Origin of the sequence: Microbacterium sp. NPDC078428 (assembly GCF_044542535.1) — a bacterium.
In the GTDB taxonomy this organism is placed as follows: Bacteria; Actinomycetota; Actinomycetes; order Actinomycetales; family Microbacteriaceae; genus Microbacterium; species Microbacterium limosum.
Genome location: NZ_JBITUP010000001.1, coordinates 256,518 through 281,898, shown reverse-complemented (window position 1 = coordinate 281,898; position 25,381 = coordinate 256,518). Strand labels below are relative to the sequence as shown.

21 protein-coding genes are annotated in these 25,381 nt (G+C 73.1%); 6 read left to right on the top strand and 15 right to left on the bottom strand.

The features are described 5' to 3' along the window. Positions 1–127: 127 nt before the first annotated feature. A complete protein-coding gene (gene pheA / locus ACIGCK_RS01345) occupies positions 128–1,084 on the bottom strand; it encodes a prephenate dehydratase (protein WP_396663202.1) in 957 nt (318 codons plus the stop codon). A gap of 216 nt (positions 1,085–1,300) precedes the next feature. On the opposite strand from pheA, the gene pgm reads away from it, so the two are divergent. Beyond that, complete coding sequence (gene pgm / locus ACIGCK_RS01340; protein ID WP_396663200.1) at positions 1,301–2,941, top strand: phosphoglucomutase (alpha-D-glucose-1,6-bisphosphate-dependent); 1,641 nt, start codon at positions 1,301–1,303, stop codon at positions 2,939–2,941. A 25-nt stretch (positions 2,942–2,966) separates the two neighbouring features. Here the strand turns inward: pgm and ACIGCK_RS01335 are convergent, their stop codons facing one another. Continuing rightward, positions 2,967–4,085, bottom strand: coding sequence for a glycerate kinase (locus ACIGCK_RS01335; protein ID WP_396663198.1), 1,119 nt, complete (start codon positions 4,083–4,085; stop codon positions 2,967–2,969). Further along, the gene (locus ACIGCK_RS01330; protein ID WP_396663196.1) at positions 4,082–5,077 is read right to left on the bottom strand and encodes a LacI family DNA-binding transcriptional regulator; all 996 of its coding nucleotides are present in this window, start codon (positions 5,075–5,077) and stop codon (positions 4,082–4,084) included. The genes ACIGCK_RS01335 and ACIGCK_RS01330 overlap by 4 nt, the downstream gene beginning before the upstream one ends. Positions 5,078–5,266: 189 nt before the next feature. Between ACIGCK_RS01330 and galT the strand changes: the two genes are divergently transcribed. Together galT and galK are read left to right on the top strand one after the other, a co-directional pair. Next, positions 5,267–6,361, top strand: coding sequence for a galactose-1-phosphate uridylyltransferase (galT, locus tag ACIGCK_RS01325; RefSeq protein WP_396663973.1), 1,095 nt, complete (start codon positions 5,267–5,269; stop codon positions 6,359–6,361). After that, on the top strand, positions 6,358–7,536 hold the full coding sequence (galK, locus tag ACIGCK_RS01320; protein ID WP_396663194.1) for a galactokinase: 1,179 nt from the start codon (positions 6,358–6,360) through the stop codon (positions 7,534–7,536). Before galT ends, galK begins: the two co-directional genes overlap by 4 nt. 40 nt (positions 7,537–7,576) lie before the next feature. Here the strand turns inward: galK and ACIGCK_RS01315 are convergent, their stop codons facing one another. From ACIGCK_RS01315 to ACIGCK_RS01300, 4 genes are all read right to left on the bottom strand, one after another. After that, positions 7,577–8,134: a TetR/AcrR family transcriptional regulator gene (locus ACIGCK_RS01315; protein ID WP_396663193.1), complete on the bottom strand. Its 558-nt coding sequence runs from the start codon at positions 8,132–8,134 to the stop codon at positions 7,577–7,579. A 57-nt stretch (positions 8,135–8,191) separates the two neighbouring features. Continuing rightward, positions 8,192–9,001, bottom strand: coding sequence for a DNA-methyltransferase (locus ACIGCK_RS01310; protein ID WP_396663972.1), 810 nt, complete (start codon positions 8,999–9,001; stop codon positions 8,192–8,194). 62 nt (positions 9,002–9,063) lie between these two features. Beyond that, positions 9,064–10,113, bottom strand: coding sequence for a biotin/lipoate A/B protein ligase family protein (locus tag ACIGCK_RS01305; protein ID WP_396663191.1), 1,050 nt, complete (start codon positions 10,111–10,113; stop codon positions 9,064–9,066). 4 nt (positions 10,114–10,117) lie between these two features. Continuing rightward, positions 10,118–10,999 (bottom strand): alpha/beta hydrolase, encoded by an 882-nt coding sequence (locus tag ACIGCK_RS01300; protein WP_330171031.1) that lies wholly within the window; start codon positions 10,997–10,999, stop codon positions 10,118–10,120. 97 nt (positions 11,000–11,096) lie between these two features. Here ACIGCK_RS01300 and ACIGCK_RS01295 point away from each other — a divergent pair, with 97 nt between their 5' ends. Beyond that, positions 11,097–11,531 carry a MarR family transcriptional regulator gene (locus ACIGCK_RS01295; protein WP_330171030.1) on the top strand — a complete coding sequence of 145 codons (435 nt, stop codon included), beginning with the start codon at positions 11,097–11,099 and terminating at the stop codon, positions 11,529–11,531. After that, positions 11,528–12,931 (top strand): MFS transporter, encoded by a 1,404-nt coding sequence (locus tag ACIGCK_RS01290; RefSeq protein ID WP_396663188.1) that lies wholly within the window; start codon positions 11,528–11,530, stop codon positions 12,929–12,931. Before ACIGCK_RS01295 ends, ACIGCK_RS01290 begins: the two co-directional genes overlap by 4 nt. On the opposite strand, the gene ACIGCK_RS01285 is transcribed toward ACIGCK_RS01290, so the two are convergent. Genes ACIGCK_RS01285 through ACIGCK_RS01275 form a run of 3 tightly spaced genes read right to left on the bottom strand, consistent with a single transcriptional unit; the run spans position 12,915 to position 16,395 of the window. Beyond that, positions 12,915–13,760 carry a transglutaminase N-terminal domain-containing protein gene (locus ACIGCK_RS01285; protein WP_396663186.1) on the bottom strand — a complete coding sequence of 282 codons (846 nt, stop codon included), beginning with the start codon at positions 13,758–13,760 and terminating at the stop codon, positions 12,915–12,917. The two genes, ACIGCK_RS01290 and ACIGCK_RS01285, sit on opposite strands and share 17 nt — an antisense overlap. Continuing rightward, on the bottom strand, positions 13,757–14,692 hold the full coding sequence (locus ACIGCK_RS01280; RefSeq protein WP_396663184.1) for an alpha-E domain-containing protein: 936 nt from the start codon (positions 14,690–14,692) through the stop codon (positions 13,757–13,759). Before ACIGCK_RS01280 ends, ACIGCK_RS01285 begins: the two co-directional genes overlap by 4 nt. After that, positions 14,686–16,395 carry a circularly permuted type 2 ATP-grasp protein gene (locus ACIGCK_RS01275; RefSeq protein ID WP_396663183.1) on the bottom strand — a complete coding sequence of 570 codons (1,710 nt, stop codon included), beginning with the start codon at positions 16,393–16,395 and terminating at the stop codon, positions 14,686–14,688. The genes ACIGCK_RS01280 and ACIGCK_RS01275 overlap by 7 nt, the downstream gene beginning before the upstream one ends. A gap of 84 nt (positions 16,396–16,479) precedes the next feature. Here ACIGCK_RS01275 and ACIGCK_RS01270 point away from each other — a divergent pair, with 84 nt between their 5' ends. Beyond that, a complete protein-coding gene (locus ACIGCK_RS01270) occupies positions 16,480–18,036 on the top strand; it encodes a molybdopterin-dependent oxidoreductase (protein ID WP_396663181.1) in 1,557 nt (518 codons plus the stop codon). Between the two features lie 41 nt (positions 18,037–18,077). On the opposite strand, the gene ACIGCK_RS01265 is transcribed toward ACIGCK_RS01270, so the two are convergent. The 5 genes from ACIGCK_RS01265 to ACIGCK_RS01245 all read right to left on the bottom strand — a co-directional run bounded on the left by ACIGCK_RS01265 (position 18,078) and on the right by ACIGCK_RS01245 (position 25,377). Continuing rightward, entirely contained in the window at positions 18,078–18,335 is a 258-nt protein-coding gene (locus ACIGCK_RS01265; protein WP_396663179.1) for a hypothetical protein, read from the bottom strand. Positions 18,336–18,497: 162 nt separating this feature from the next. Continuing rightward, the gene (locus ACIGCK_RS01260; RefSeq protein ID WP_396663177.1) at positions 18,498–19,298 is read right to left on the bottom strand and encodes an IclR family transcriptional regulator; all 801 of its coding nucleotides are present in this window, start codon (positions 19,296–19,298) and stop codon (positions 18,498–18,500) included. A gap of 26 nt (positions 19,299–19,324) precedes the next feature. Beyond that, entirely contained in the window at positions 19,325–20,545 is a 1,221-nt protein-coding gene (gene rocD / locus ACIGCK_RS01255) for an ornithine--oxo-acid transaminase (protein WP_396663175.1), read from the bottom strand. Next, positions 20,542–21,435 carry a dimethylargininase gene (gene ddaH, locus ACIGCK_RS01250; protein WP_396663173.1) on the bottom strand — a complete coding sequence of 298 codons (894 nt, stop codon included), beginning with the start codon at positions 21,433–21,435 and terminating at the stop codon, positions 20,542–20,544. The genes rocD and ddaH overlap by 4 nt, the downstream gene beginning before the upstream one ends. Before the next feature lie 159 nt (positions 21,436–21,594). Next, positions 21,595–25,377: a proline dehydrogenase family protein gene (locus tag ACIGCK_RS01245; RefSeq protein WP_396663171.1), complete on the bottom strand. Its 3,783-nt coding sequence runs from the start codon at positions 25,375–25,377 to the stop codon at positions 21,595–21,597. Positions 25,378–25,381 lie beyond the last annotated feature (4 nt).

The window sequence follows — 25,381 nt, the reverse complement described above, 5'->3', positions numbered from 1 at the left end:
CCCCGCCCGCCCGCGGGTCGCCCCGGCGCCCGCTCCCTGTCGCAAACCGCTCGTCGCCGCGGCGCGGGACGACCGTTCGCGACAGGCGAGCAGTGCCGGACGACCGTTCGCGGGTGAGCGCCGCGGGTTACGCCCCCGGCGCCCCGCTGAGCAGGGCGCGCAGCCAGTCGCGCGCCTCGACGAAGATGTCGTCGGAGTAGCGGTCGGGGTAGCGCACGACGGTGCGGTCGGCCCTCGGATACGAGCCGAGGTAGAGCACCTTCGGGCTGAACCGGCGCAGGCCCAGGAGCGCGTCGGCCATGCGCTCGTCGTGGATGTGCCCGTCGGCGTCGATGACGAACCGGTAGCGGCCGAGCGCGTCGCCGATCGGCCGCGAGGCGAGCAGGCTGAGGTTGATGCCGCGGGTGGCGAACTGCTCCAGCAGCTCGAGCAGGGCACCCGGGTGGTCTTCCGGCAGCTCCACGATGAGCGAGGTCTTGTCGGCGCCGGTCGGGGGCGCGGGGGCCACCGTCCGGCTCACCAGCACGAACCGGGTGACCGCGTTCGGGTTGTCGCCGATGTTGCGGGCCAGCACGACGAGGTCGTGGTGCTCGGTGATCGTCGGGGGCGCGATGGCGGCATCCGCGTCGCTCGTTCCGTCGAGGAGCCCGACGGCGCTCGCGACGTTGCTCGCCGCGGGCACGTGGGCGTGCTCCGGCAGGGTGCGCGTGAGCCACTGCAGGCACTGCCCGTACGCCACGGGGTGCGCCGCGACCGTCGAGACGTCCTCGAGCGATGAACCGGGCCGCCCCACGAGCACGAAATCCACCGGTACGAGATACTCGCCGATGATCCGCAGCCCCGGAACGGTCGCCAGCGCGTCCTGCGCCGTGGAGACCCCGCCGTCGACCGAGTTCTCGATCGCGATCATCGCGGCGTGAGAGCGCCCCTCCACGACGTCCGCGAGCGCCTCCCCGACGTTGCGGACGGGCCGCCACCGCTGGTTCCTCGCCTCCGGGACCTGCGCGAGCGCCGCCTCGGTGAACGTTCCGGCCGGCCCGAGATACGAGTACGTGCGGGGGGCGGGATCGGCGGGGCTGGTCACAAGCAGTCAGCCTACTCGGGCGTGCGCGTCCCGTTCCGGCCACGCACCGCCATCGCCACGAGTTCGTGGTCGTCGACGACCGCCACGCGGGCGGGCCCGACCCTCGGTTGCACTTCCGCCACACGGGACACTCTCGAACCATATCGACACGCGCGCGCGGAGGAACGAACGCGGCGAAAGGATGCCCCCACGTCCGCGGCACGGCAGACTAAAGACATGAGCCGTGCAGGACAGCCCGCCGAAGCATCCGATCTGATCGACGTCGACGAGCTGATCGCCGCGTACTACGACAGGAAGCCGGATGCCTCGGTGCCCGAGCAGCGCGTCGCCTTCGGCACGAGCGGCCACCGCGGCTCGAGCCTGTCGACGAGCTTCAACGAGGACCACATCCTCGCCACGACGCAGGCGATCGTGGACTACCGCCGGGCGCAGGGGCTCACCGGTCCGCTGTTCCTCGGGCGCGACACCCACGGGCTCTCCCGCCCCGCCGAGCGCACCGCGATCGAGGTGCTCGTCGCCAACCACGTCGACGTGCGCGTCGACTCCCGCGACTCGTGGGTGCCCACCCCCGCCCTCAGCCACGCGATCCTCGCCTACAACCGCGACCTCGCCGCCGACTCCCCCGACCGTGCCGACGGCATCGTCGTGACCCCGAGCCACAACCCTCCCCGCGACGGCGGCTTCAAGTACAACCCTCCCCACGGTGGCCCCGCCGACACCGACGCGACCGGCTGGATCGCGAACCGCGCCAACGAGCTGATCGCGGCGGGCCTCGGGGGAGTCTCCCGAGCCCGTTACGCGGACATCGTCGTCGACACCCTCGGCCGCTACGACTTCCGCGAGGCCTACGTCGCCGACCTCGCCACGATCATCGACCTCGACGCGATCCGCACCTCCGGCATCCGCGTGGGTGCCGATCCCCTCGGCGGCGCATCGGTGGACTACTGGGCCCTCATCGCGGAGAAGTACGGCCTCGACCTCACGGTCGTGAACCCCGACGTCGACCCGACGTGGCGGTTCATGACCCTCGACTGGGACGAGAAGATCCGCATGGACCCCTCGTCGCCGAACGCGATGGCCGCCCTCGTGGCCCGTCGCGACGAGTACGACCTGCTCACGGGGAACGACGCCGACGCCGACCGCCACGGCATCGTCACGCCCGACGCGGGGCTGATGAACCCCAACCACTACCTCGCCGTCGCGATCGACTACCTGTTCTCGCACCGGCCCGGCTGGCCCGCGGATGCCGCGGTGGGCAAGACGCTCGTGTCGTCGATGATCATCGACCGCGTCACGGAGTCGCTCGACCGCCGCCTGCTGGAGGTCCCCGTCGGCTTCAAGTGGTTCGTCCCGGGTCTCCTCGACGGCTCCGTCGCGTTCGGCGGCGAGGAATCCGCCGGCGCATCGTTCCTGCGCACCGACGGATCGGTGTGGACGACCGACAAGGACGGCATCATCCTCTGCCTGCTCGCGGCCGAGATCCTCGCGGTGACGGGCAAGACCCCCTCGCAGCGGTACGCCGAGCTCGAGGAGCAGTTCGGGGCATCCGCCTACCAGCGCGTAGACGCGCCGGCGACGCCGGAGCAGAAGGCGACGCTCGCGAAGCTCTCACCCGACGCGGTCGAGGCGACGGACCTGGCGGGCGAGCCGATCACCGCGAAGCTCTCGCACGCGCCCGGCAACGGCGCGGCGATCGGCGGCCTCAAGGTGCAGACCGAGCACGCGTGGTTCGCCGCGCGCCCCTCCGGCACGGAGGACGTCTACAAGCTCTACGCCGAGTCCCTGCGGGGCCCCGCGCACCTCGCGCAGGTGCAGGAGGAGGCCCGCGCCGTCGTCTCGGCCGCCCTCGGCGGCTGAGGTCGCCCGCGACGGGATGCCGCGGTCAGGCCAACGTGCGCGCCAGCGCTTCGCCCGCGGCGCGGAGCCAGCGGGCGGCGTCGCCCATCGCGGCATCCGGTGATCCCGCCAGCTCCGTGAGCGAGAGCGTCACCGCGAACCCCGTCGCGTCGGCCGCCGGATCGATCCTGCCCGCCACGAGGGCGACCGGCACCCCCGCCGCGCGCGCCTGCGCCGCCACGCGAGCCGGCACCTTCCCGCGCGCCGACTGACCGTCGAACGACCCCTCGCCCGTCACGACGACGGATGCCCCGGCCACCGCCTCGCCCAGGCGGATCAGGCGCGCCACGGCATCCGCCCCGGTCTGCAGCGTCGCGCCCCACGCGAGCAGCCCATAGCCCGCGCCGCCGGCGGCTCCGGCGCCCGCGGCATCCGGTTCGCCGCCGAGCCGGTCGGCCAGCACCCGCAGCCCCGCCTCGAGCGCCGCGACCTGCAGGGGCGACGCGCCCTTCTGCGGGCCGAAGACCGCCGCGGCCCCCTCGGCGCCCAGGAGAGGATTCGTCACGTCGGTCAACACGGCCGCCCCGCCCGGCGGGAGGGGGACGAGCGCGTCCGTCTCGACGCGTGCGATGAGGGCGAGCCCGCGGCCGCCGAGCGGCACCGGCGCCCCCGCGCTGTCGAGGAAGCGGGCGCCCAGGGCCGACAGCAGGCCCACCCCGCCGTCGGTCGAGCAGCTGCTGCCCACGCCGAGCACGAGCCGCGACACCCCGTGGTCGAGCGCGGCGGCGATCGCCTGACCGAATCCGAGGGTGTGCGCCGCGAGGGGACGCAGGCGGGGCGGCGAGCCCAGCGTCTCGATGCCCGACGTGCCGGCGAGCTCGACGACGCCCGTGCCCTCGGGCGCCTCGGGCGTCGGGGGCAGCAGGAGCCAGTGCGCGTCGAGAGGAGTGTCCGCAGGACCCGTGACCCGCACGGGCATCCGGACCGATCCGGGCACCGCGCGCGCGAACGCATCCAGCGTCCCCTCGCCTCCGTCGGCCATGGGACGCAGCAGCAGGGCGTCGTCGCCCCGCACGGCGCGCCAGCCGTCGGCGAGGGCGACGGCCGCGGCATCCGCCCCGATCGTGCCCTTGAACGAGTCGGGGGCGATGACGACGCGGCTCACGACGCGCTCCCGCCGCTGCTGCGCCGCACGATGAGCGTCGTCGGCACGACGTCGTGGGTGGATGCCGCGCCGTCGAGCCGGGCGAGCAGCGCCTGCACCGCCCGCGCGCCGAGGGCGTCGAAGTCCTGCCGCACGCTCGACAGAGGCGGCCAGTACTCCGCGGCATCCAGCACGTCGTCGAAGCCGACGACCGCGACGTCCTCCGGGATGCGGCGGCCCGCTTCGTGCAGCGCACGGAGGATGCCGAGGGCGATCTGGTCGTTCGCGGCGAAGACGGCGTGCACATCGGGGTCGGCGGCGAGGCGGCGGCCGATGGCGTGGCCGGATGCCGCGGTCCAGTCCGCGCGCCAGACCTTCGGCGCGTCCGCCCCGGCCCGATCGAGCGCGGTGCGCCAGCCCCGCTCGCGTTCGGCGGCGGCGTACGCCCGTGCAGGACCGGCGACGTGGTGCACGGCGGCCACCCCGGCACCCAGCAGGTGGGTCGTGGCGGCGGCCGCGCCCCCCGCGTGGTCGGATTCGACCGATGTGAAGCGCTCGTCGCCGCCGGAGTCGATCGCGACCACCGGCATCCCCGCGGGCGGCCCCGCCGCGCGCACCGACGGCGTCGCCTCGTTGAGCACGATCGCGCCGTCGACGCCCTGGTCGTGGAGCGAGGCGAAGGCCGCCGCGGCATCCTCCCCGCTCCCGCCCGCGAGGCTCGCGACGACGACGGCGTATCCGCGCCCGGCGGCGGCCTCGACGACCGACTCGAGCATGCGGGTGTTGCCGACCGATGCGAGGGTGCGCACGACGACGCCGAGCGTGTGCGTGCGGCCGGTGCGCAGCGCGCGGGCCGCACGGTGCGGCCGGTAGCCGAGCGACGCCATCGCCGCCTCGACGCGTGCGCGGGTGGCGGGGTCGACCCGGGCGGACCCGTTCGCGACGCGCGAGACGGTCTGGCCCGACACGCCCGCGGCGGCGGCGACGTCCGCCATCGAGACCCGTCGGTGCATGTGCGCGTCTCCCCCTCGGCGATGGTCGATCCACCCGGACAGAACTCCGGAGAGATCGGGATGTTGACGTCATCATTGCAGGCCCACTACCGTGTTGACGTGAACACTCCGGAATCCCGTCACGCGGGCGAGCCCGCCGACACCGCCGTCACGCCCCTCGGGGCCGGCGTCGTCCGCCGCGCGACCCGCATGGCCGACGGTCGCGAGATCATCTACTACGACGACGCCGACACGGCTCTCCCGCCGCAGCGCGCCATCGATCCGCGACCGCTCGACCCCCGGCCCGCGACCGCCACGATGCGCCACGACGTGCTCACGGGCGATTGGATCTCGGTCGCCGCGGCACGCCAGAACCGTGCGTTCCTGCCGCCCGCGCACCTCGACCCGCTCGCGCCGCAGACCCCGACGAACCCGTCGGAGGTCCCCTCCCGCTACGACGTCGTCGTCTTCGAGAACAAGTCGCCCTCGTTCGGTCCGGCACTGGCCGCCGCCACGGGAGACGCGCCCTTGGCCGAGGACGCCCCCACCGGGCTCGACGACCTCGACGCCCCCGGCCTCGGCCGGAGCCGTTCCTCCGTGGGACGCTGCGAGGTCGTCTGCTTCTCTCCCGCCCACGAGGGATCGTTCGGCACGCAGTCGCCCTCGCGCGCCCGCACCGTGATCGAGGCCTGGGCCGACCGCACCGCGGCACTGTCGGCGCTTCCCGGCGTCCAGCAGGTCTTCCCGTTCGAGAACCGGGGCGAGGAGATCGGCGTGACCCTGCACCACCCGCACGGGCAGATCTACTCCTACCCGTACGTCACCCCGCGCACGAGGAGCATGCTCGCGGCGATCGAGCGCGAGGGCGCCGACCTCTTCGAGCGCATCATCGCCTTCGAGTCTGCCGGGCCCCGTGTCGTCCTCGAGGCGGAGCACTGGATCGCCTACGTGCCGTTCGCAGCCCGCTGGCCGCTCGAGGTGCACCTCGCCCCCCTGCGGCACGTGCCCGACCTCGCGGCCACGAGCGCTGCCGAGCGCGACGAGCTCGCCGACGTCTACCTGCGCCTGCTGCGCGGCGTCGACGCGCTCTACGACACGCCCACCCCCTATATCGCGGCCTGGCACCAGGCGCCGGTTCGCACCGGGCGGGATGCCGTGCGGCTGCATCTGCAGCTGACGTCGCCGCGCCGCGCCGCCGACAAGCTCAAGTACCTCGCAGGATCGGAGACCGCCATGGGCGCGTGGATCGCGGACATCCCGCCGGAGCAGAGCGCGGAGCGCCTGCGCGAGGCGATCGCCCGATGAGCGCCCGCGCCGCCGCGGAGGTGCTGCTGCGGCAGCTCACCGGCCGCGAGCCCGACGGTGTCTGGTCGGCACCCGGGCGAGCGAACCTCATCGGCGAGCACACCGACTACAACGAGGGCTTCGTGCTGCCGTTCGCGATCGAGCACCGCACGTACGCGGCGGTCGCGCGTCGCGACGACGGCGTGGTGCGCGTCGCCTCCACGTTCGACGAGAACCCGGTGCAGGCGCCGCTCGCCGCCCTGCCGACGCTCTTCGATCGGCCGGGCCACGGCATCCCGGAGTGGGCGTCCTACCCGCTCGGCGTCGCGTGGGCCGCGCTGGCGAAGACGGGCGTCGACCCCGCGGGACTGCCCGGCGTCGACATCGCGATCGCCTCCGACGTCCCGATCGGCGCCGGCCTGTCCTCGTCGGCCGCGATCGAGGGTGCGGCGGCGAGCGCGCTCAACGACCTCTGGGAGCTCGGGCTCTCGGGGCTCGACCTGGCGAAGGTCGGCCGCGTGGCCGAGAACGACGCCGTCGGGGCACCGACCGGGATCATGGACCAGGTCGCGTCGATGCTGGGGCGCGCGGATGCCGCGACCTTCCTCGACTGCCGCACGCTGGCGACCGAGAGCGTCGACCTCGGCTTCGACGCGGAGGGCCTGCGGCTGCTCGTGATCGACACGCGCGTCACGCACTCGCACGCGACGGGCGGCTACCGCGAGCGTCGCGACGCCTGCGAGCGCGGCGCCGCCGCCATGGGCGTTCCCGCCCTGCGCGATCTCCTGCCGGACGACCTCGAGCGCGCCCGAGGCCTCCTCGACGACGTCACCCTCCGCCGTGTGCGCCACATCGTCACGGAGAACCAGCGGGTGCAGGACACGGTGCGCACGCTTCGCGGCAGGGGCCCCCGCTCGATCGGGGGCCTGCTCGTGGCCTCGCACGCCTCGATGCGCGACGACTTCGAGATCTCGACGCCCGAGCTCGACACCGCCGTCGACGCGGCCCTCGAGGCGGGTGCGATCGGCGCGCGCATGACGGGCGGCGGGTTCGGCGGCGCCGCGATCGCGCTCGTCGAGGGCGACGCCGTCGAGCGGGTGGCGGATGCCGCGGCCCGCGCGTTCGCGCGTCGCGGGTTCGGCGCCCCCCGCACCTTCACCGTCACCCCCTCGCGGGGCGCGGGGCGCGACGCGTAGGAGCCTTGGCCGCCGCGTCCCCGTCGCGCGGTTCGATCCCTCAGCGGGCCGCGAGCGCCGCGTCGATCAGGCGACGGACCCTGCTCGCCGCAGCGGGGCGATCCTCGAGCGGGACCGCGGTGAGCTCGCCGGCGAGCATGCTGGCGGCGTGGATGACGTCGTCGACGTCGACGTCGGCGCGCACGCGACCTCGCGCGATGTCCCGCGTGAGCAGCAGCGACAGCGCCTCCTGATACCCCTCGGCGATCGCGACCACCTCCGCGTCCTTCGAATCACGGATCATCTGCACGAACACCGTCGAGAGCACCGGTTCGCCCGCGACGGCCGTGAAGAGCGCATCGAGACCGATACGCTCGTCGGCGATGTCTGCCCGGAAGGCCGCCAGGGTCTCCTGGAATATCGCGACCTCGAGCGATGTGCGGTCGGGGAAGTGCCGGTAGAGGCTCCCCTGACCGACGCCCGCGGCGCGGGCGACCGAGGTGAACGGTGCGCTCGATCCCGTCTCCGCGTAGATGCGCCGGGCGGCGTCGATGAGTGCGCGGCGGTTCCCCGGCCCGGCGGCGGGGCCGCGGTTGGGCCGGGCGGAGGGGGAGGACATGGAGGAAGCGTAGTGCCGGGCGGCGACGCGGGCGGCGGACCCGCCGCGCGCGCGTGTCTACGCCGTGGCGGCGGCGTCGCCGTCCGCGATACGGCGCACCGCCGCCCCCGGCATCCGCCTCGCCATGACGTCGATCGCGTGGGGGTGGGCGTCGATGAGCACGCCGCGCCGTCCGAGGGCGGAAGCGGCGGCGCCGGTCGTGCCGCTGCCGGCGAAGGGGTCGAGCACGGCGTCGCCGGGGCGCGTGGATGCCTGGATCATGCGGCGCAGGATGCCCTCGGGCTTCTGCGTCGGGTAGCCGGTGCGCTCGCGTCCGCCCGTCGGGACGATCGTGTGCCACCACACGTCGGTCGGCAGCTTCCCCCGCGCGGCCTTCTCGGGGGTGACGAGCCCGGGCGCCATGTAGGGCTCGCGCTCGATGGCGTCGACGTCGAAGACGTGCGCCCCGGGGTTCTTCACGTAGACGAGGATCGTGTCGTGCTTGCTCGGCCATCGGCTGCGCGGCTTGGCGCCGTAGTCGTAGGCCCAGATGATCTCGTTGAGGAAGCGGTCGCGGCCGACCAGTGCATCGAGCATCACTTTGGCGTAGTGCGCCTCGCGGTAGTCCAGGTGCAGATACAGCGTGCCGTCGTCGGCGAGGAGGCGCCACGCCTCGACGAGCCGCGGCGCGAGGTACCCCCAGTAGTCGTCGAAGGTGTCGTCGTAGATCTTCAGGAGGGTGCGCACCCGCTCGTAGCCCCGACCGCGGAAGCCGGACTGCACGTCGCCCGCCGCCGTCGTCGTCGACACGCGCTCCCGGGTGCGACCGGTGTTGAACGGCGGGTCGAGGTAGACGAGCGTGAACGCCCTGTCGGGCAGCTCCGCCATGACGGCGAGATTGTCCCCCTCGACGATCTCTACGCCCGATCCGGCCGGCGCGGGGTCGGCGGTCACGGCACGCGCTTCAGCCAGGCGTCGGTCGAGAACTTCTCCTCCACGAGCCGCTCCGCCTCCGCGTACTCGTCGGCGGTGATCGTGCCCCGCTCCGCGCCGTACAGCCGCGCGAACGTGTCGAGCAGCCGCTGGATGACCTCCGCCCGGGGCAGGCCGGTCTGACTGCGGAGCGGATCGACGCGCTTGGCCGCCGACGCCGTCCCCTTGTCGGAGAGTTTCTCGCGACCGATGCGCAGCACCTCGGTCATCGTCTGGCCGTCGATGTCGTAGCTGAGGGTCGCGTGGTGGAGCACGCCGCCGTTCGCGAGGCGCTTCTGCGCGGCGCCGCCGATCTTCCCCGTCGGGCTCGCGATGTCGTTGAGGGGCTGGTAGACGGCCTCGATCCCCAGCGAGCGCAGCGCCTGCAGCACCCAGTCGTCGAGGAAGGCGTAGGAGTCGGCGAAGGTCATTCCGGCCACGAGGGATGCCGGGACGTAGAGCGAGTACGTCACGATCTGCCCCGCCGCCATCATCATGGCGCCGCCGCCCGAGATCCGTCGCACGACGTCGAACCCGTGGCGCGCGGCCCCTTCGGGGTCCACCTCGTTTCGCAGCGACTGGAACGAGCCGATCACGACCGCGGAGGAGTCCCACTCCCACATCCGCAGCGTAGGGCGGCGGCGGCCGTCGCCCACGCGGGCGGTGAGCACCTCGTCGAGCGCGAGGTTCATCCGCGGGGACACCGCCTTCTCGTGCACGATCTCCCAGTCGAAGTCCCGCCACCCGGGAGCCGTCACGAGCGCCCGGCGCACGGCGGTCCCCACCGCCTCCGGAGTGAACCCGAGCATCTGCACGCCCTCCGGGAGGTCGGCGCGGATCGCCGCCGCGATGGCCGCGACATCCGCCGTCTCCGGCAGGCCCGTCACGGCGGCGTCGATCGACGCGAGCGCCGTGTCGGGTTCGAGGAAGAAGTCGCCCGCGAGACGAAAGTCCGCGATGCGCCCCTCCCTGACGTCGAGGTCGACGACCACGAGCTTTCCGCCGGGGACCTTGTACTCGCCGTGCATGCTCTCAGCCTAGGGCGGCGTCGACGACCGGGAATCGGCGGTCGAGCCAGGCGAGCAGGTCCGCGCGCACCTGCTCGCGGATCGCGGTGACCTCGTTGAAGATCTCATGGCGGGCGTGCGGATACACGAGCGTCGTGATGTCGTCGAAGCCGGAGCGCTCGCGATACGCCCGTGCGAGCCGGTGCACCGAGGCGGGCCCGCCCACGGTGTCGTCCCGGCCGACCATCAGCAGGATCGGGATGTCGCGTCCCGCGCGGCGCCCCCGGAGGCCCCGCCGCGGGCGGCCGAACAGCCGGGCCGCATCGACGACGCCGAAGAGCTTGCGCAGCGGCTCGGAGGTCGTCAGGGGATCGTCGGCGAACGCTCTGCCGACCGCGGGGTCGGAGGACAGCCAGGCCAGACCCGTGGGGTCCTCGTCCTTCCACGGGGCGTTGAGGTCGCCCGCGTTGAGCGAACCGGGCCAGCGCAGCGCCGACCCCGAGAGGACGAGGCCGTCGTACGCGTCCGGATGCCGGTCCAGCAGCATCTGCGCGAGGAACGAGCCCCACGAATGCCCGAGGAGCACGACGGGCGCCTCTGGGTTCTCGAGCCGGATCAGCCGGCTGAGCTGCCACACCGCCTCGAGGGCGGCCGGGAGCCCCCCGGGCCCCAGCCGCCCGAGCCGGGCCGCATCGCCGTGGTGGCCCATGCCGGTGCGGCCGTGGCCCCGGTGGTCGTCGGCGTACACCGTGAAACCCGCGCCGGTGAGGGCCTCGACGAGCTCGCCGTAGCGACCCGCGTGCTCACCGACGCCGTGGAGCAGCTGGACGACGCCCCTCATCGGCGGGCGGGCCGGATGGACGTCGTAGACGATCGCGATGCCGTGGGCGTCGATGAACTCGGGCACGGGCACGAGTCTAGGCGCGGCGCCGGCGGATGCCGCGGGATCGGGCACTCCTCGGGCTATTCGTTAGCAATGTTAATGAGCTATGCTAACGAACACGATGACCGATGCGACGCCTCCCCTCTCCGCAGAGGCGTCGCAGCTGCGATCCGCGATCGTGCGCCTGTCCCGTCGGCTGCGAAACGAACGCGCGGTCGACTCGATGAGCGACGGGCAGCTCGCGGTGCTCGGCATCCTGAAGATGCACGGCACCCACACCCTCGGCGAGCTGGCCGACCGCGAGCGCGTGTCGGCTCCCTCGATGAATCGCACCGTCAACTGCCTCGAGCAGGACGGCCTCGTCTCCCGCAGCCCCGACGAGGCCGACCGGCGCAAGGTGAACATCGCGCTCACCGCGGAGGGGATCGCCGTGGTGGAGGAGACCCTGCGGCGCCGCGACGCTTGGCTCGAGGACGCCCTCCTCGAGCTGTCGGGCGACGAGCGTCGCCGGCTCCGCGATGCGGTGGATGTGATCGCCCGGATGGCGGAGCGATGACGACGACCCGCGCTCCCCGCACCGCCGGCGGCTCGGGCATGTTCCGGTCGTTCTCGATCTTCAACTACCGCGTCTGGTTCATCGGCGCCCTCGTGTCCAACGTGGGCGCGTGGATGCAGGCGACGGGCCAGAGCTGGGTCGTGCTCACCGAGCTGACCGACAACGACCCCGCAGCGATGGGGATCAGCATGGCGCTGCAGTTCGGCCCGCCCCTCCTGCTGGTGAGCGTCACGGGCTGGGTCGCCGACCGGTTCGAGCGGCGGCGGCTGCTCATGCTCACGCAGGGCGCGCTGCTGCTGCTGGCGGTCGGCACCGGCATCCTGCTGCTCGTGGGCGCGATGACGCTCCCGCTGATGTTCGTCATCGCCGGCCTGTCGGGGGTCGTGATGGCCTTCGACAACCCCGCGCGGCAGGCGTTCGTGTCCGACCTCGTCAGCCGCGAGAACGCCTCGAACGCGGTTGCGCTCAACGCCGCGTCGTTCAACGGCGCCCGCCTGATCGGCCCGGCCGTCGCGGGCGTGCTGATCGTCGCGGTCGGCTCGGGATGGGTGTTCGTCGCCAACGGCGCCACCTTCCTGGCCATGGGGGTGGCCCTGCTCCTCATCCGCTCACGCGAGCTCGTGCCGCGCGCCCACGCGCCCGGCGGCTCTCGGCTCGCGGACGGCTTCCGCTACGTGGCCGGGCGGCCCGACCTGCTCGTGGTCTTCGCGATGGTGTTCCTCATCGGCGCCTTCGGCATGAACTTCCCGATCTTCGCCTCGACCATGGCGCTCGAGTTCGGTCAGCAGGCCGACGGGTTCGGGCTGCTGTCGTCGGTGCTCGCGATCGGCTCCCTCGCCGGCGCCCTCATGGCCGCCCGCCGCGATCGCGCCCGCATCCGGGTGGTCATGTTCGCCGCCCTGGGGTTCGCGGTGGCTTCTGGCGCATCCGCCCTGATGCCCTCCTATTGGACGTATGCGGCGCTGCTCGTCGTGAACGGGTTCACGGTCGTCACGGCGCTCACGACCGCGAACGGCTATGTGCAGACCACGACCGATCCCGCGCTGCGCGGCCGCGTCATGGCCCTCTACGTGGCGGTCATGATGGGCGGGACACCCGTGGGCGCCCCCATCGTCGGGTGGGTCGCGGCCGAGTTCGGCCCGCGGGTGGCCATCCTCGTCGGCGCGGCCGCGGGTCTTGTCGCCTTCGGCGTGGGCATCACGTGGATGCTCGCGTCCGGACGGGTGCACCGTCACCGCACACGTCGGTTCGCGCTGAGCCTCAACGAGACGACGCCCGTGAGCATCGTCTCCCCGGAGCCGGAGCAGTTCAGCGACGAGGTCGCGGGGACGACCCCGATCCGCCTGCCCGGAACGGATGCCGCGGCGGCGAACCGCCCCGCTCCTACGCCTCGCGGGTGATCGTGACGCGCACGAACAGCTGACTCTTGAAGGGGCCGGCGTAGACACCACGCAGCGGCGGCACGTCGTTGTAGTCGCGGCCACGGCCGACGAGCACGTGCCGGTCGCCGATCTCGATGTTGTTCGTGGGGTCGAAACCGGTCCACTCCCCCGCGAACCACTCGAGCCACGCGTGCGACTCGCCGCTCACGGCGACACCGACCTCGGCGTTCGGCCGAGGGTGCAGGTAGCCAGACACGTAACGGGCGGGGATGCCGACGGCGCGCAGGGCGCCGATCGCGATGTGCGCGATGTCCTGGCATACGCCCTTGCGTGCGTCCCAGGCCTCCGCGGCGGTGGAGTGCACGCCGGTGATGCCGTGCATGTACTCGACCGCGTCGCCGATCGCCATGCAGATGTCGTGCGCCGCGGGGCCGGGGTCGCTGTGGCGGCCGGCGATCGAGCGGGCGATCTCGACGACCTCCTCGCTCGGCGTCGTGCGGCGCGTCTGCGTCAGGTGCTCGACGGTGTCGATCGAGCGGGCGCCCTCGGCCACCAGGCGATCCCAGGAGATGCCGGTGTGCTCGATCGGACGGGGCCGCACCTCGACGAGCGACCGCGCCGTGATGTTGAGCTCCTTGTGCCCGGACAGCACATCGAAGGCGCTCACGCGGGTGCCGAAGTAGTCCACGTAGCTGTTGACCGCGGTCGAGGGATCGATGTCGAGAGACGAGCTGAGCACGAACTGGCTGTCGGTCGTGCCCGGCAGCATCCGCGCCTCGTTGTACGAGGCGGAGACATCGCCCGGATAGCTGAAGCCGGTCGTGTGCTCTATGCGAAGGCGCTTCATGAGGTCTCTCCGATCCAGCTGGGCTCGGCCTGCGTCGGGAAGAACCGCTGGCGGATGGCCTCGGATGCCTCGCGCGTGACCGTCTGCACCCGCAGCATGTGGTGGGGGAGCTCGCCGAGGATCTCGCTGATGGGGCTGTACTCCAGGTCGTTGCGGATGCGGCCCAAGGCTCGCAGCACCTGATTGGAATGCCCGACGCGGTCCTCGCGCGGGTCGATCGCGCTCATGCACTCCTCGGCGCGCTGGATCGAGAAGATGATGGAGCGCGGGAAGAGCCGGTCGAGCAGGAGGAACTCCGCCGCGTTGCGGGCGCTCGGCATCCCCCGATACGTGCGCAGGTACGCCTCGTAGGCGCCGCACGAGCGGAGGATCGTCGTCCAGGAGGGGCCGGAGACCTCCGTCAGCGATCGGGTCGCGAGCAGGCGGGCGGTCATGTCGGCGCGCTCGATCGCGCGGCCCAGCGCGAAGAACTGCCACGCCTCATCGCGGCTCGTGGACGAGTCCACGACCCCGACCGCGAGCGCGGCCCGCTCGCGAACCCACTGAAAGAACTCGTGCACCTTGTCGACCTGCAGGCGCCTCGGCATCCGGGCGTTCGTCGTGTTGAGGCACTCCCAGAGCTCCGTCGAGACGATCTCGCGCGCCCGCCGGGCATTCTCGCGGGCCGCGTTGAGCGAATAGACGATGCTCGCGGGGTTCATCCGGTCCACCGCGAGGCGCGAGAGCACGTCCTCGCGCGTGACCGTCGCCGCGTCGTCCGAGGCGACGACCGTGCCCATGACCGACAGCAGCGACCGGCAGGCGGTGTCCTCGTCGATCCACGGGTCCTCGAGCAGGAGCTGCAGGTGCACGTCCAGGATGCGGGCGGTTCCGTCGCTGCGCTCGATGTAGCGACCGATCCAGAAGAGGGATTCCGCGATGCGGCTCAGCATGAGGGGGCACCGTCCTCGTCATCCGACGGCGCGGCGTCGCTCGCCTGCTGCTGCTGTTCCTGCTGCTCGACGCGCGAGCGCGGGCGATCCTGAGGAGAGTGGTCGATGCCGGGGTGGTCGGCCTCGTCGTAGATGATCGGGATCGCCGCCGTCACGGTCGCCGCCTGATCGGCGACGAGGCCCGCGAGCCCCTGCCCCTGCCCGTACTCGACGTGCGCGGGCGCCGAGCCTCCCACGACCCACGTGTCCTTCGACCCGCCGCCCTGGCTGGAGTTGACCACGAGCTGCCCCTCCGGGAGGGCGACGCGCGTGAGGCCGCCCGGCAGCACCCAGATATCGTCGCCGTCGTTGACGGCGAACGGGCGCAGATCGGCGTGCCGCGGGCGCATGCCGTCCTCCACGAGTGTCGGGATGGTCGAGAGCATGACCACCGGCTGCGCGATCCAGCCGCGGGGGTCGGCCAGCAGGCGGGTGCGCAGGGCATCGAGCTCGGCGCGCGAGGCGTCGGGCCCCACGACCAGACCCTTGCCGCCGGAGCCGTCGACCGGCTTCACGACGAGCTCGTCGAGGCGGTCGAGCACCTCCTCCAGCGCCTCGGGCTCCTCGAGCCGCCACGTGTCGACGATCGGGAGGATCGGCTCCTCGGAGAGGTAGTAGCGGATGAGGTCGGGGGTGTAGGTGTAGAGGAGCTTGTCGTCGGCCACGCCGTTGCCGACCGCGTTGGCGATCGTCACGTTGCCCAGGCGCGCGGCGAGCATGAGCCCCGGCGCGCCGAGCATGGAGTCGGCGCGGAACTGCAGCGGGTCGAGGAAGTCGTCGTCGACCCGCCGGTAGATCACGTCGACGCGCTTCGGCCCGCGCGTGGTGCGCATGAACACCTTGCCGCCCATGCACAGCAGGTCGCGGCCCTCGACGAGCTCCACCCCCATGAGCCGGGCGAGCAGGGTGTGCTCGAAGTACGCCGAGTTGTAGACGCCGGGGGTGAGCACGACCACGTTCGGCTCGTCGGTGCCGGGCGGGGCCGAGGCGCGCAGCGCCGCGAGCAGCTTGTTGGGGTAGTCGCCCACAGGCCGCACCCGCATCGAGACGAAGAGCTCCGGCAGGGTCTGCGCCATCACGCGGCGGTTGGAGATGACGTAGCTGACGCCGCTCGGCACGCGCACGTTGTCCTCGAGCACGCGCATCTTGCCGTGCTCGTCGCGGATGAGGTCGATCCCCGACACCTGGATGCGCACGCCGTTGGCCGAGTGGATGCCGTAGGCCTGGCGGTAGAAGTACTGCGACGAGGCGATGAGCTGCGCGGGGACGACCCCGTCGCGCACGCAGTTCTGGCGACCGTAGACGTCGTCGAGGAAGGCCTCGAGCGCCCGCACGCGCTGCTTGATGCCCGCCTCGACCTCGGACCACTCGTCGAAGTCGATCACGCGGGGCACCGCATCCAGGGGGAAGGGCCGCTCCTCGCCGGCGAAGTCGAACGTCACGCCCTGCGCGAGATAGGAGCTCGCGAGGGAGTCGGTGCGCCCGCGCAGCTCCTCCTGCGTCATCCTCGCGAGGGCGTGATAGAGCTCGCGGTACGCGTCGCGCGATTCCGCGAGCGCGCCGGGATGCGACGGCGATCCGAACATCTCGTCGAAGGCGGGGAGGCCCTGGGGAGTCTTGCGCGGCGCGAGAGTGGAGCCGTAGCCGTCGAAGAGGTCACCCATGCTGCGAGCCTAGTCCGGGGCATGTTGCCTGGGTGTTTCCCGACGGCGGGCCGGGGCCGGTGCGCGCGGACGTAGGCTTCCGCCATGGCGACGGCTGTCGAAGCACGCACGGATGCTCCCCGACGCGCGCCGGGAGGCATCGGCTCCGCGGTGGCGGGGATCGTCGCCGCGGCGACCGGCACGGCCCTGGGCGAGCTCACCGCCGCGATCTTCGCCCCCGAATCCAGCCCCTTCGCCGCGATCGGCGGCTTCCTGATCGATACCGCCCCGCCGTGGGCGAAGGATGCCGCCATCGCGCTGTTCGGCACGGCCGACAAGATCGCCCTCCTCATCGGCATCGCGCTCGTCCTTCTCGCCGTCTCCGCCGGCGCGGGCCTGCTGGAGCGCGTCCGCCCTCCATCGGGGCGCGTCGTGCTGGCGCTGCTCGGCATCGCGGGGGTGGCCGCCGCGCTCAGCCGGGCGAACGCGCCCACGGGCGCCTGGATCCCGTCGGCGGTGGCGGCCGCGGCATCCGTCCTGCTGCTGTCGGTCCTCGTCCGCCGCTCCGATCCCCTCCTGGGGCCGACGGAGGATGCCTCGAGGCGGCGCTTCCTCATCACCGCCGGCATCGCGGCGGGCGTGACGATCGCGGCCGCGATCGGCGCGACGGCCGTGCGCGCCGGGCGCTCGGCGGCGTCGGCCGTTCGTGAGGCCATCCGCCTTCCGGTCCCCGCCGCCGCGGCGCCCGAGGTTCCCGCCGGCGCCGAACTGGGCATCGACGGGCTCGCGCCCGTGGTCACGCCGAACGCGCAGTTCTATCGCATCGACACCGCCCTCGTCGTGCCCGACATCGCCCCCGCGGACTGGTCGCTGCGCATCCACGGCCTCGTCGACCGCGAGATCGTGCTGCGCTGGGACGAGCTGCTCGCCCTGCCCCTCGAGGAGTCGCACACGACCCTCGCGTGCGTCTCCAACGAGGTCGGCGGCGACCTCATCGGCACCGCGCTGTGGCTCGGCTACCCGATCCGGGAGCTGCTGGCGCGCGCCGGAGTGCAGGAGGACGCCGACATGGTGCTTTCCCGCTCGATCGACGGGTTCACCGCATCGAGCCCGCTCGAGGCGCTCACCGACGACCGCAACGCCATCCTCGCGGTCGGGATGAACGGCGAGCCCCTGCCCGCCGAGCACGGCTTCCCCGTGCGGATGGTCGTCCCGGGGCTCTACGGCTACGTCTCGGCGACCAAGTGGGTGACCGAGCTGGAGGTCACGCGCTTCGATCGTGCGCGCGCCTACTGGACCGACCGCGGATGGTCGGAGCGGGGTCCCGTCAAGCTCCAGTCGCGCATCGACGTCCCCCGCCGCGGCGCCGCCGTGGATGCCGGAAACCGCGTCATCGCGGGCGTCGCGTGGCAGCAGCACACGGGCGTCGCGGGTGTCGAGGTGCAGGTCGACGAGGGGCCGTGGCGGTCGGCGACCCTCGCGAGCGCGATCTCGGACGACACCTGGGTGCAGTGGAGCATCCCGTGGGAGGCGACCACCGGCGAGCACACCGTGCGGTGCCGCGCGACCAACGCGGAGGGGCAGACCCAGACATCCGAGCGCGTCGGCGTCGTGCCGGACGGCGCGACCGGGTGGCACGAGGTCTCGGTCTCGGTGCGCTGAGCAGCCCCGCAGCCCGGCCGCGGCAGCGCCCGACCGGCCCGCTAGTGCGCGGCGCCCTCGGGGAGCACGACGTGATCGAGCGCGTAGGGCGTCGGCTCGAGCGCCTGCGACATGATCGCCTCCATCACCTTCTGCGGCACGAGGCAGTCGGCGCAGGCGCCGTCTGTCGCGTCGATGCGCACGACGATGCGGTCCTCCTGCACGGGCTGCCACGACAGCACGTAGCCGTCGGCGGCCATCATCTCCGAGAACTGCGCGAGCGCGGCATCCACGCTCGCGGCGTCTGCGACATCGCTCATGACGTGCTCCGATCGGACGGGGAGCGGGGCTGCTCCGGGGCGGCGACGTCGTCAGGATGCCACGGCCGCCGCCCCCGGACGCAGGGTCGTTTCCGGAGAGCGGAAGGCCGCGTCATCCGTGCGCGCCGCGGAGGGCGGATGCCGCGCGCCCGCGTCATCGCGTCAGTCGGGCGTCTGCTCGTAGCCCGCGGCATCCAGCGCCCTCGATATCGACACGGCGGTGAGCCTGACGAGGTGGATCATGTTCTTGCCGTCGACATCGCTCTCGGTGAGGGCGAGGGAGACCGCGGCGACGACCCGCCCTCCCGCGGCGCGCACGGGCGCCGCGACGCCGATGTGGATGTCGTCCACCTGACGGTCGCTCACGGCGTATCCGGTGCGCACGATGTCGGCGAGCACGCGCTCGAGGATGCCCCTGTCCGTGTACCCGCGAGGGGTGTACGCCGTGAGCTCTCCCGCGAGCACCTGCTCCTGCACGTCGGGCGGCGCGTGGGCGAGGAGCACCTGCCCGATCGCGGTCGCGTGCATCGGGTAGCGTCCGCCCACGAGGGGGCGGCGCACGGGCCGGCGCGGGCTCTGGAACCGCTCGATGGACACGAGCTCGATCCCCTCGCGGATCGCCAGGTGCGAGGCGTAGCCGGTCGTCTCGTACAGGTCCTGCATGTAGGGCCGCGCCAGCCGCTGCAGGCCGACCGATCGCGGCGCGAGCGACGCGACCTCCCAGAGGCGGAGCCCGATGCGGTACTTCGACTGCGCGTCGCGTTCGAGCGCCCCCCACTCGGTGAGCCGGTTGACGAGCCGATGGCAGGTCGCGATCGGCAGTCCGGTGCGGCGGCTGATCTCCGACAGCGACTGGCGCACGCGTCCGCCCTGGAAGGTCCCGAGGATCAGGAGGGCGCGGCCGATGACCGATCGCGCTGCGGCGTCGCCGTCCCCGTCGCCGTCGTGCTCGTCCCTGACCACCGTCCCATTATGGCGACCGCGCCGGCTCAGCCCGCGAGCACGACGCGGAGCTGTTCGAGCGCCCAGTCCAGCTCGGTCGCCCGCACGACGAGGGGTGGCGCGATCCGGATCGTCTGACCGTGGGTGTCCTTGACGAGCACGCCCCGGGCGAGCAGCCGCTCGGCGACCTCCCGTCCCGTGCCGCGTGCGGGATCGATGTCGATCCCCGCCCACAGGCCCGCCACGCGGACGGCGGTCACGCCCCGCCCCACGAACTCGGCGAGCTTCGCCTCGAGGTGCTGCCCGAGGGCGGCGGCGCGCGTCTGGAACTCGCCCGAGGCGAGCATCTCCACCACCTGCAGGCCCACGGCGGCGGCGAGCGGGTTGCCGCCGAACGTCGATCCGTGCTCGCCGGGGCGGATCACGCCGAGCACGTCGGCGTCTGCGACGACGGCGGAGAGGGGCAGGATGCCGCCGCCGAGCGCCTTGCCCAGGAGGTACACGTCGGGCACGACCTGCTCCCGATCGCACGCGAACGTGGTCCCGACCCGTCCGAGGCCCGACTGGATCTCGTCCGCGATCATCAGCACCCCCCGCTCGCGGGTGATCTCGCGCACCTCGCGCAGGTAGCCCTCCGGCGGGATGACGACGCCCGCCTCGCCCTGGATGGGCTCGAGCAGCACGGCCGCCGTGTTCTCGTCGATCGCGGCCGCGAGGGCGGCGGCATCCCCGAACGGCACATGGACGAAGCCGGGCGCGAACGGGCCGAAACCCTCGCGCGCGTCGGGGTCGTCGCTGAAGCCGACGATCGTCGTCGTGCGCCCGTGGAAGTTGCCGTGCGCGACGACGACGGTGGCGGCATCCGGCGCGATGCCCTTGACGCGGTAGCCCCACGCGCGCGCGACCTTGATGCCCGTCTCGACGGCTTCAGCGCCCGTGTTCATGGGCAGCACCATGTCCTTGCCGGCCAGATCGGCGAGCGCCTGCGCGAAGGGGGCGAGGCGGTCGTTGTGGTAGGCGCGACTGGTGAGCGTCAGGCGGTCGAGCTGATCGCGCGCGGCCGCGAGGATGGCCGGGTGGGAGTGCCCGAAGTTCAGCGCCGAGTAGGCGGAGAGGAGATCGAGGTAGCGCTTGCCCTCGACATCCGTCACCCACGCGCCCTCGCCGCGCGTGATGACGACGGGGAGCGGGTGGTAGTTGTGGGCGAGGTGCGCGTCCTCCACCGCGATCAGGGCGGCGGTCTGGGAATCCCGCACGGGTGCGCTCATCGGGTTCCTCCTCGGAGTTCGAGCGTGCAGCACTTGATCCCGCCGCCGCCCAGCAGCAGTTCGGACAGGTCGACGAGCACGGGCTCGTAGCCGCGTTCGCGCAGCTGCGCCTCGAAGCCGGTCGCGCGCGGGGAGATCAGCACGTGGCGGCCGTCGCTGGCGGAGTTCAGCCCGAACACGTCTCCGTCGGCCTCGGCGACGTGGATCGCATCGGGATAGCGCTCAGCGAGGATCGCCCGGCTCGCGGCGTCGAAGGCGTGCGGCAGGTAGGCGATGTTCGCGCGGTCGGGGCCGCCGCGGTGCGCGCCCTCGATCGGGTCGAGCACGGCGATCGCGGTGTCGAGGTGGTAGAACCGCGGATCGGTGAGGGTGAGGCTCACGACCTCGCGGCCGAAGACCTCGCCCACCTCGCGGTGGCTGTCGCCGGTGGAGCGGAATCCGGTGCCGGCGAGGATCGTCTCGCCGACCAGCAGGAAGTCGCCCTCGCCCTCGTTGACTTCGCGCGCCTCGGCCACCTCGAATCCGTTCGCGGCGAACCACTCGGTGAAGTGCGCCGCCTCCGGGGCCCGCTCGGCGAAGCGGAACTTCGCGCCGTAGGCGACACCGTCGATGAGGAAGCCGCCGTTGGCGGTGTAGACCATGTCGGGCAGGCCCGGCACGGGGTCGATCAGCTCCACCTCGTGGCCGAGGGAGACGTACGTATCGTAGAGCGTCTGCCACTGGCGCAGCGCGGTCGCCGTGTCGGTCGGGAGGGCGGGCTGCATCCACGGGTTGATCGTGTAGCTGACGGTGAAATGCTCGGGCCGGCACATGAGGTACCGCCGGCGATGCGCGGTGCGCCCCGCGGTGGTCTCGGGTGCGCTTTCGGTGGGCAGGGGTCGGGGGCTCATCTGTCGCTCCTTCGTCGAGGTGCGGCGGACGCTGTCCAGAGGCCCGACGGCCCTTCGACTCTGCGCCCCGGTGAAGCGGAGAGGAAAGGTCGGCACGAGCACGCCGCGGTCATTCTCTCACGCAGCCCCTGCGACTCGCGAGGGTTCGCACCTCCGGCGTCAGATGACGTCGGCGCTCCAGGGGTCGGGCGACCCGAAGCGGTGGGCCGTGATCGCGATCGCCTGCTCCCGCAGGAACGGGAGCAGCTCGATGCGCCCGGCGGTCGTGACCTCGTCGGCGTACACCGCGAGATCGGGGTCGCCCGCGACCGCCCGGGCCAGGTCGACGTGCAGCCCGGCGACGGACTGCGCCGACCCGACCAGCCGCGCCCGGGGCGGGCGGGCCCGGGGCGCCTCCTCGGCGCCGGCGTCTGCCACGACCTGCGGCGCCCCCGACATCCGCTCGCACCACTGGGCGTCGGTCTCGAGGTACACCGGCACGTCGAGCTCGCCGAGCACGCGTCGCACGGGCGCCGGGAGCCCGACGGGGGCGCTGAGCGTGAACCGCGACCGCGACCTGACGCCGGCGAGCACGACCCGCAGGACCGAGCGCCACGGCGCGTCCCCCGTCGCGCGGATCGCGACGGGGACGGGCCGGTATCGAAAGAGGTTGCGTTCGACGCCGAGGCCCGAGACATCCTTCACCTGCCCGAACTCGCGATCCCACGCCACCGCGTCGGAGAGCGCACCGCGGCGCAGCCAGTCGAAGCCCTCGTAGTCGAGGGTCGCCTGCGCCGCCTCGATGACCGCCGTGAGCCGCGAATCGAGCCCGCGCAGGTGCAGCGACGACGAGGGCTTGCCGGCGCTCGCGCGCCAGGAGCCGAGACCCATGAGGTAGTTGGGTCCCCCGGCCTTCGTCCCCGGGCCCACCGACGACCGCTTCCAGCCCCCGAAGGGCTGGCGCTGCACGATGGCGCCCGTGATCCCGCGGTTCACGTAGAGGTTGCCCGCCTCCACGCGCCCGATCCACCGCGCGAGGTCGTCGGGGCTCTGCGTGTAGAGGCCCGCCGTCAGCCCGTAGTCGACGGCGTTCTGCAGATCGATCGCCTGGTCGAGGGTCGCGGCGTGCATGATGCCGAGGACGGGGCCGAAGAACTCCTCGCGGTGGAACCGCGAGCCGGGTTCCACGCCCGTGCGGATGCCGGGGCTCCACAGCCGTCGCTGCGCGTCGAGCGGGCGGGGCTCCACGAGCCACCGCTCGCCCTCGTCGAGGGTCGTGAGCGCCCACTGCAGCTTCCCGCTGGGCGGCTCGATGACGGGACCGACCTCCGCTCGCGGGTCGTGGGGGAAGCCGACGCGGAGCGAGGTCGCGGCATCCACCAGCTGGCGGGCGAACCGCTTCGAGCGCCCGACGGGACCGACGAGGATCGCGAGGGATGCCGCGGAGCACTTCTGCCCCGCATGCCCGAACGCGCTGCGCACGAGGTCGCCGGCAGCGAGGTCGAGGTCGGCCGAGGGCATGATGATCATGGCGTTCTTGCCGCTGGTCTCGGCCAGCAGGGGCAGGTCGGCACGCCACGACCGGAACAGCGCCGCGGTGTCCCACGAGCCGGTGAGGATGACGCGGTCGACGTCGGGGTGCGAGATGAGCTCGCGCCCGAGGTCGCCCTCGTCGATGTCGGCGAGTGCCAGCACGTCTCGCGGCACCCCGGCGTCCCAGAGCGCGTCGGCGATCACGGCGGCGCACCGCCGCGCCTGCGGGGCCGGCTTGAAGACGACGCCCGAGCCCGCGGCGAGCGCCGCGAGGACACCGCCGGCCGAGATCGCGAGGGGGAAGTTCCAGGGCGGGGCGACGACACTCACGCGCGAGGGCACGAAGATCGCACCGGAGATGCTGTCGAGCTCACGAGCGGCGCCGGCGTAGTAGCGCGCGAAATCGACGGCCTCGCTCACCTCTGCGTCGGCCTCGGCGAAGACCTTGCCCGTCTCGGATGCCGCCACCTCGATCAGCAGGCCGCGTCGCCCTTCCAACACGGCGGCCGCGCGCTCGAGCACGGCGGCGCGCTCCGCCGCGGGGAGCGATCCCCAGCCCTCCGCCGCACCCCGCACCCGCGCCACCATCGCCTCGAGCGCGTCCCCGTCGTCGACGCGCGCGGAGCCGATCGTCCGCTCCCCCGCGGTCGAGGCGGGGATCCGCTCGAACACCTCGCGGGCCCACTCGCGATTCGCCGGCAGGGCGGGGTCGGAGTCGGGGGCGTTCGCGAACCCGGGCATCCCCGCGGCGGCCCCCGCCCGCGCCGCACCTCCGCGCTCGCGCGGGGCGTAGACGGCCGTCTCGACCAGCGGCGTGCCGCCGAAGAAGAACGGCTCGCCCGGCTGAGCGAGCGCGGCGGTCTCGCCGAGCGTGCCGGCGGCAGCGCCCTGCGCGATGCCGAGCACGGCCTGCGTCATGCCGGCCTCCGGCTCCGCGTCGGGCGCGGGGGCACGGCGGATGGCGGGGGTCTCGGCGGGCGACGAGGGACCCTCCGCCGCGGCATCCGCGGCACCCGGGGACGCCGCGCGCGCCTGACGCCGGTTCGGCCCCGTGGCCAGGCTGGCGGTGTGCGCCCGGGCGACCGAGGCGAGGAAGCGGTCGCGCTCGCGTCGCCACAGCACGGGATCGCCCGCGAGGTCGAACGCGGCCGAGAGGAAGTTCTCGCTCGAGGCGTTCTCCTCGAGGCGGCGCACGAGGTACGCGATCGCCACGTCGAACTCGTCCGGGCGCACGACCGGCACGTACAGCAGCACGGGGCCCACCTCGCGCGAGACGGCCTCGACCTGGCCCTGCGCCATGCCGAGCAGCATCTCCACGTCGACGTCGCCCCGAACCCCGCGCTCTCCCGCGAGCAGCCACGCGTGCGCGATGTCGAAGAGGTTGTGCCCCGCGACGCCCAGCCGCACGGCGCGCGTGCGCTCGGGGCGCAGCGCCGCGTCGAGGCAGCGCAGATAGTTGGCGTCGGTGTCGACCTTCGCGTCGTACGTCGCGAGGCTCCACCCGTGCACGAGGGCGTCGACCCGCTCCATCGCAAGGTTCGCCCCCTTGACCAGGCGCACCTTGATGCGGGCTGCGCCGTCGTCGACGCGGCGCCGGGCCCACGCGGTCAGCTCGTCGAGCGCGGGCAGCGCGTCGGGCAGGTACGCCTGCAGCACGATCCCGGCCTCGAGCCGGCGCAGCCGCGGGTCCTCAAGCAGCCGCGTGAAGACCGCGATCGTGAGGTCGAGGTCGCGGTACTCCTCCATGTCGAGGTTGATGAAGGTGCCGTCCTCGGCGGCGGAGAGGTACAGGGGCAGCAGGCGGGCCACGACGTCGTCGACCGTCTCGGGGAACGCCCACGGCGCGATGCGCCCCGCGATCGCCGACACCTTCACCGAGACGTAGTCCACGTCGGGTCGGCGGATCAGCTCGTGGATGCCGTCGAGGCGGCGCGCGGCCTCCTTCTCGCCGAGAACCGCCTCCCCGAGCAGGTTGAGGTTCAGCCGCGCCCCGCGCTCCCGGATCTTCGCGATCGCGGGTCCGAGCCGGTCGGGCCGCGCGTCGACGACGAGGTGCCCGACCATCTCGCGCAGCACCCGGCGTGCGATCGGCACGACCGGCGCGGGCAGGGCGGGCGCCACGGCGCCGCCGATCCGCACGGCACCCCTCAGGTACCACGGCAGGAACTCGGGCACGAGCGGCGCGACGCGGTGCAGGGTGGATGCCGCGGCCACGAGCGACTCGGGGCGCATCACGCCGTCGACGAAGCCGAGGGTGAACGGCAGGCCGTTGCGGTCTTTCAGGACACCGGCGAGGCGCTGCGCGGCGGGGTCCGCCTCGACCCGGGCGCTCTCCGCGACCCAGCGCTGCGCGAGCCGCACGGCGCGCTCGGCGAGGTCATCGCCGGGGGCCGGGCTGCCGGTGTCCCCGGGGGCGGGGGTCGTCACCATGCGT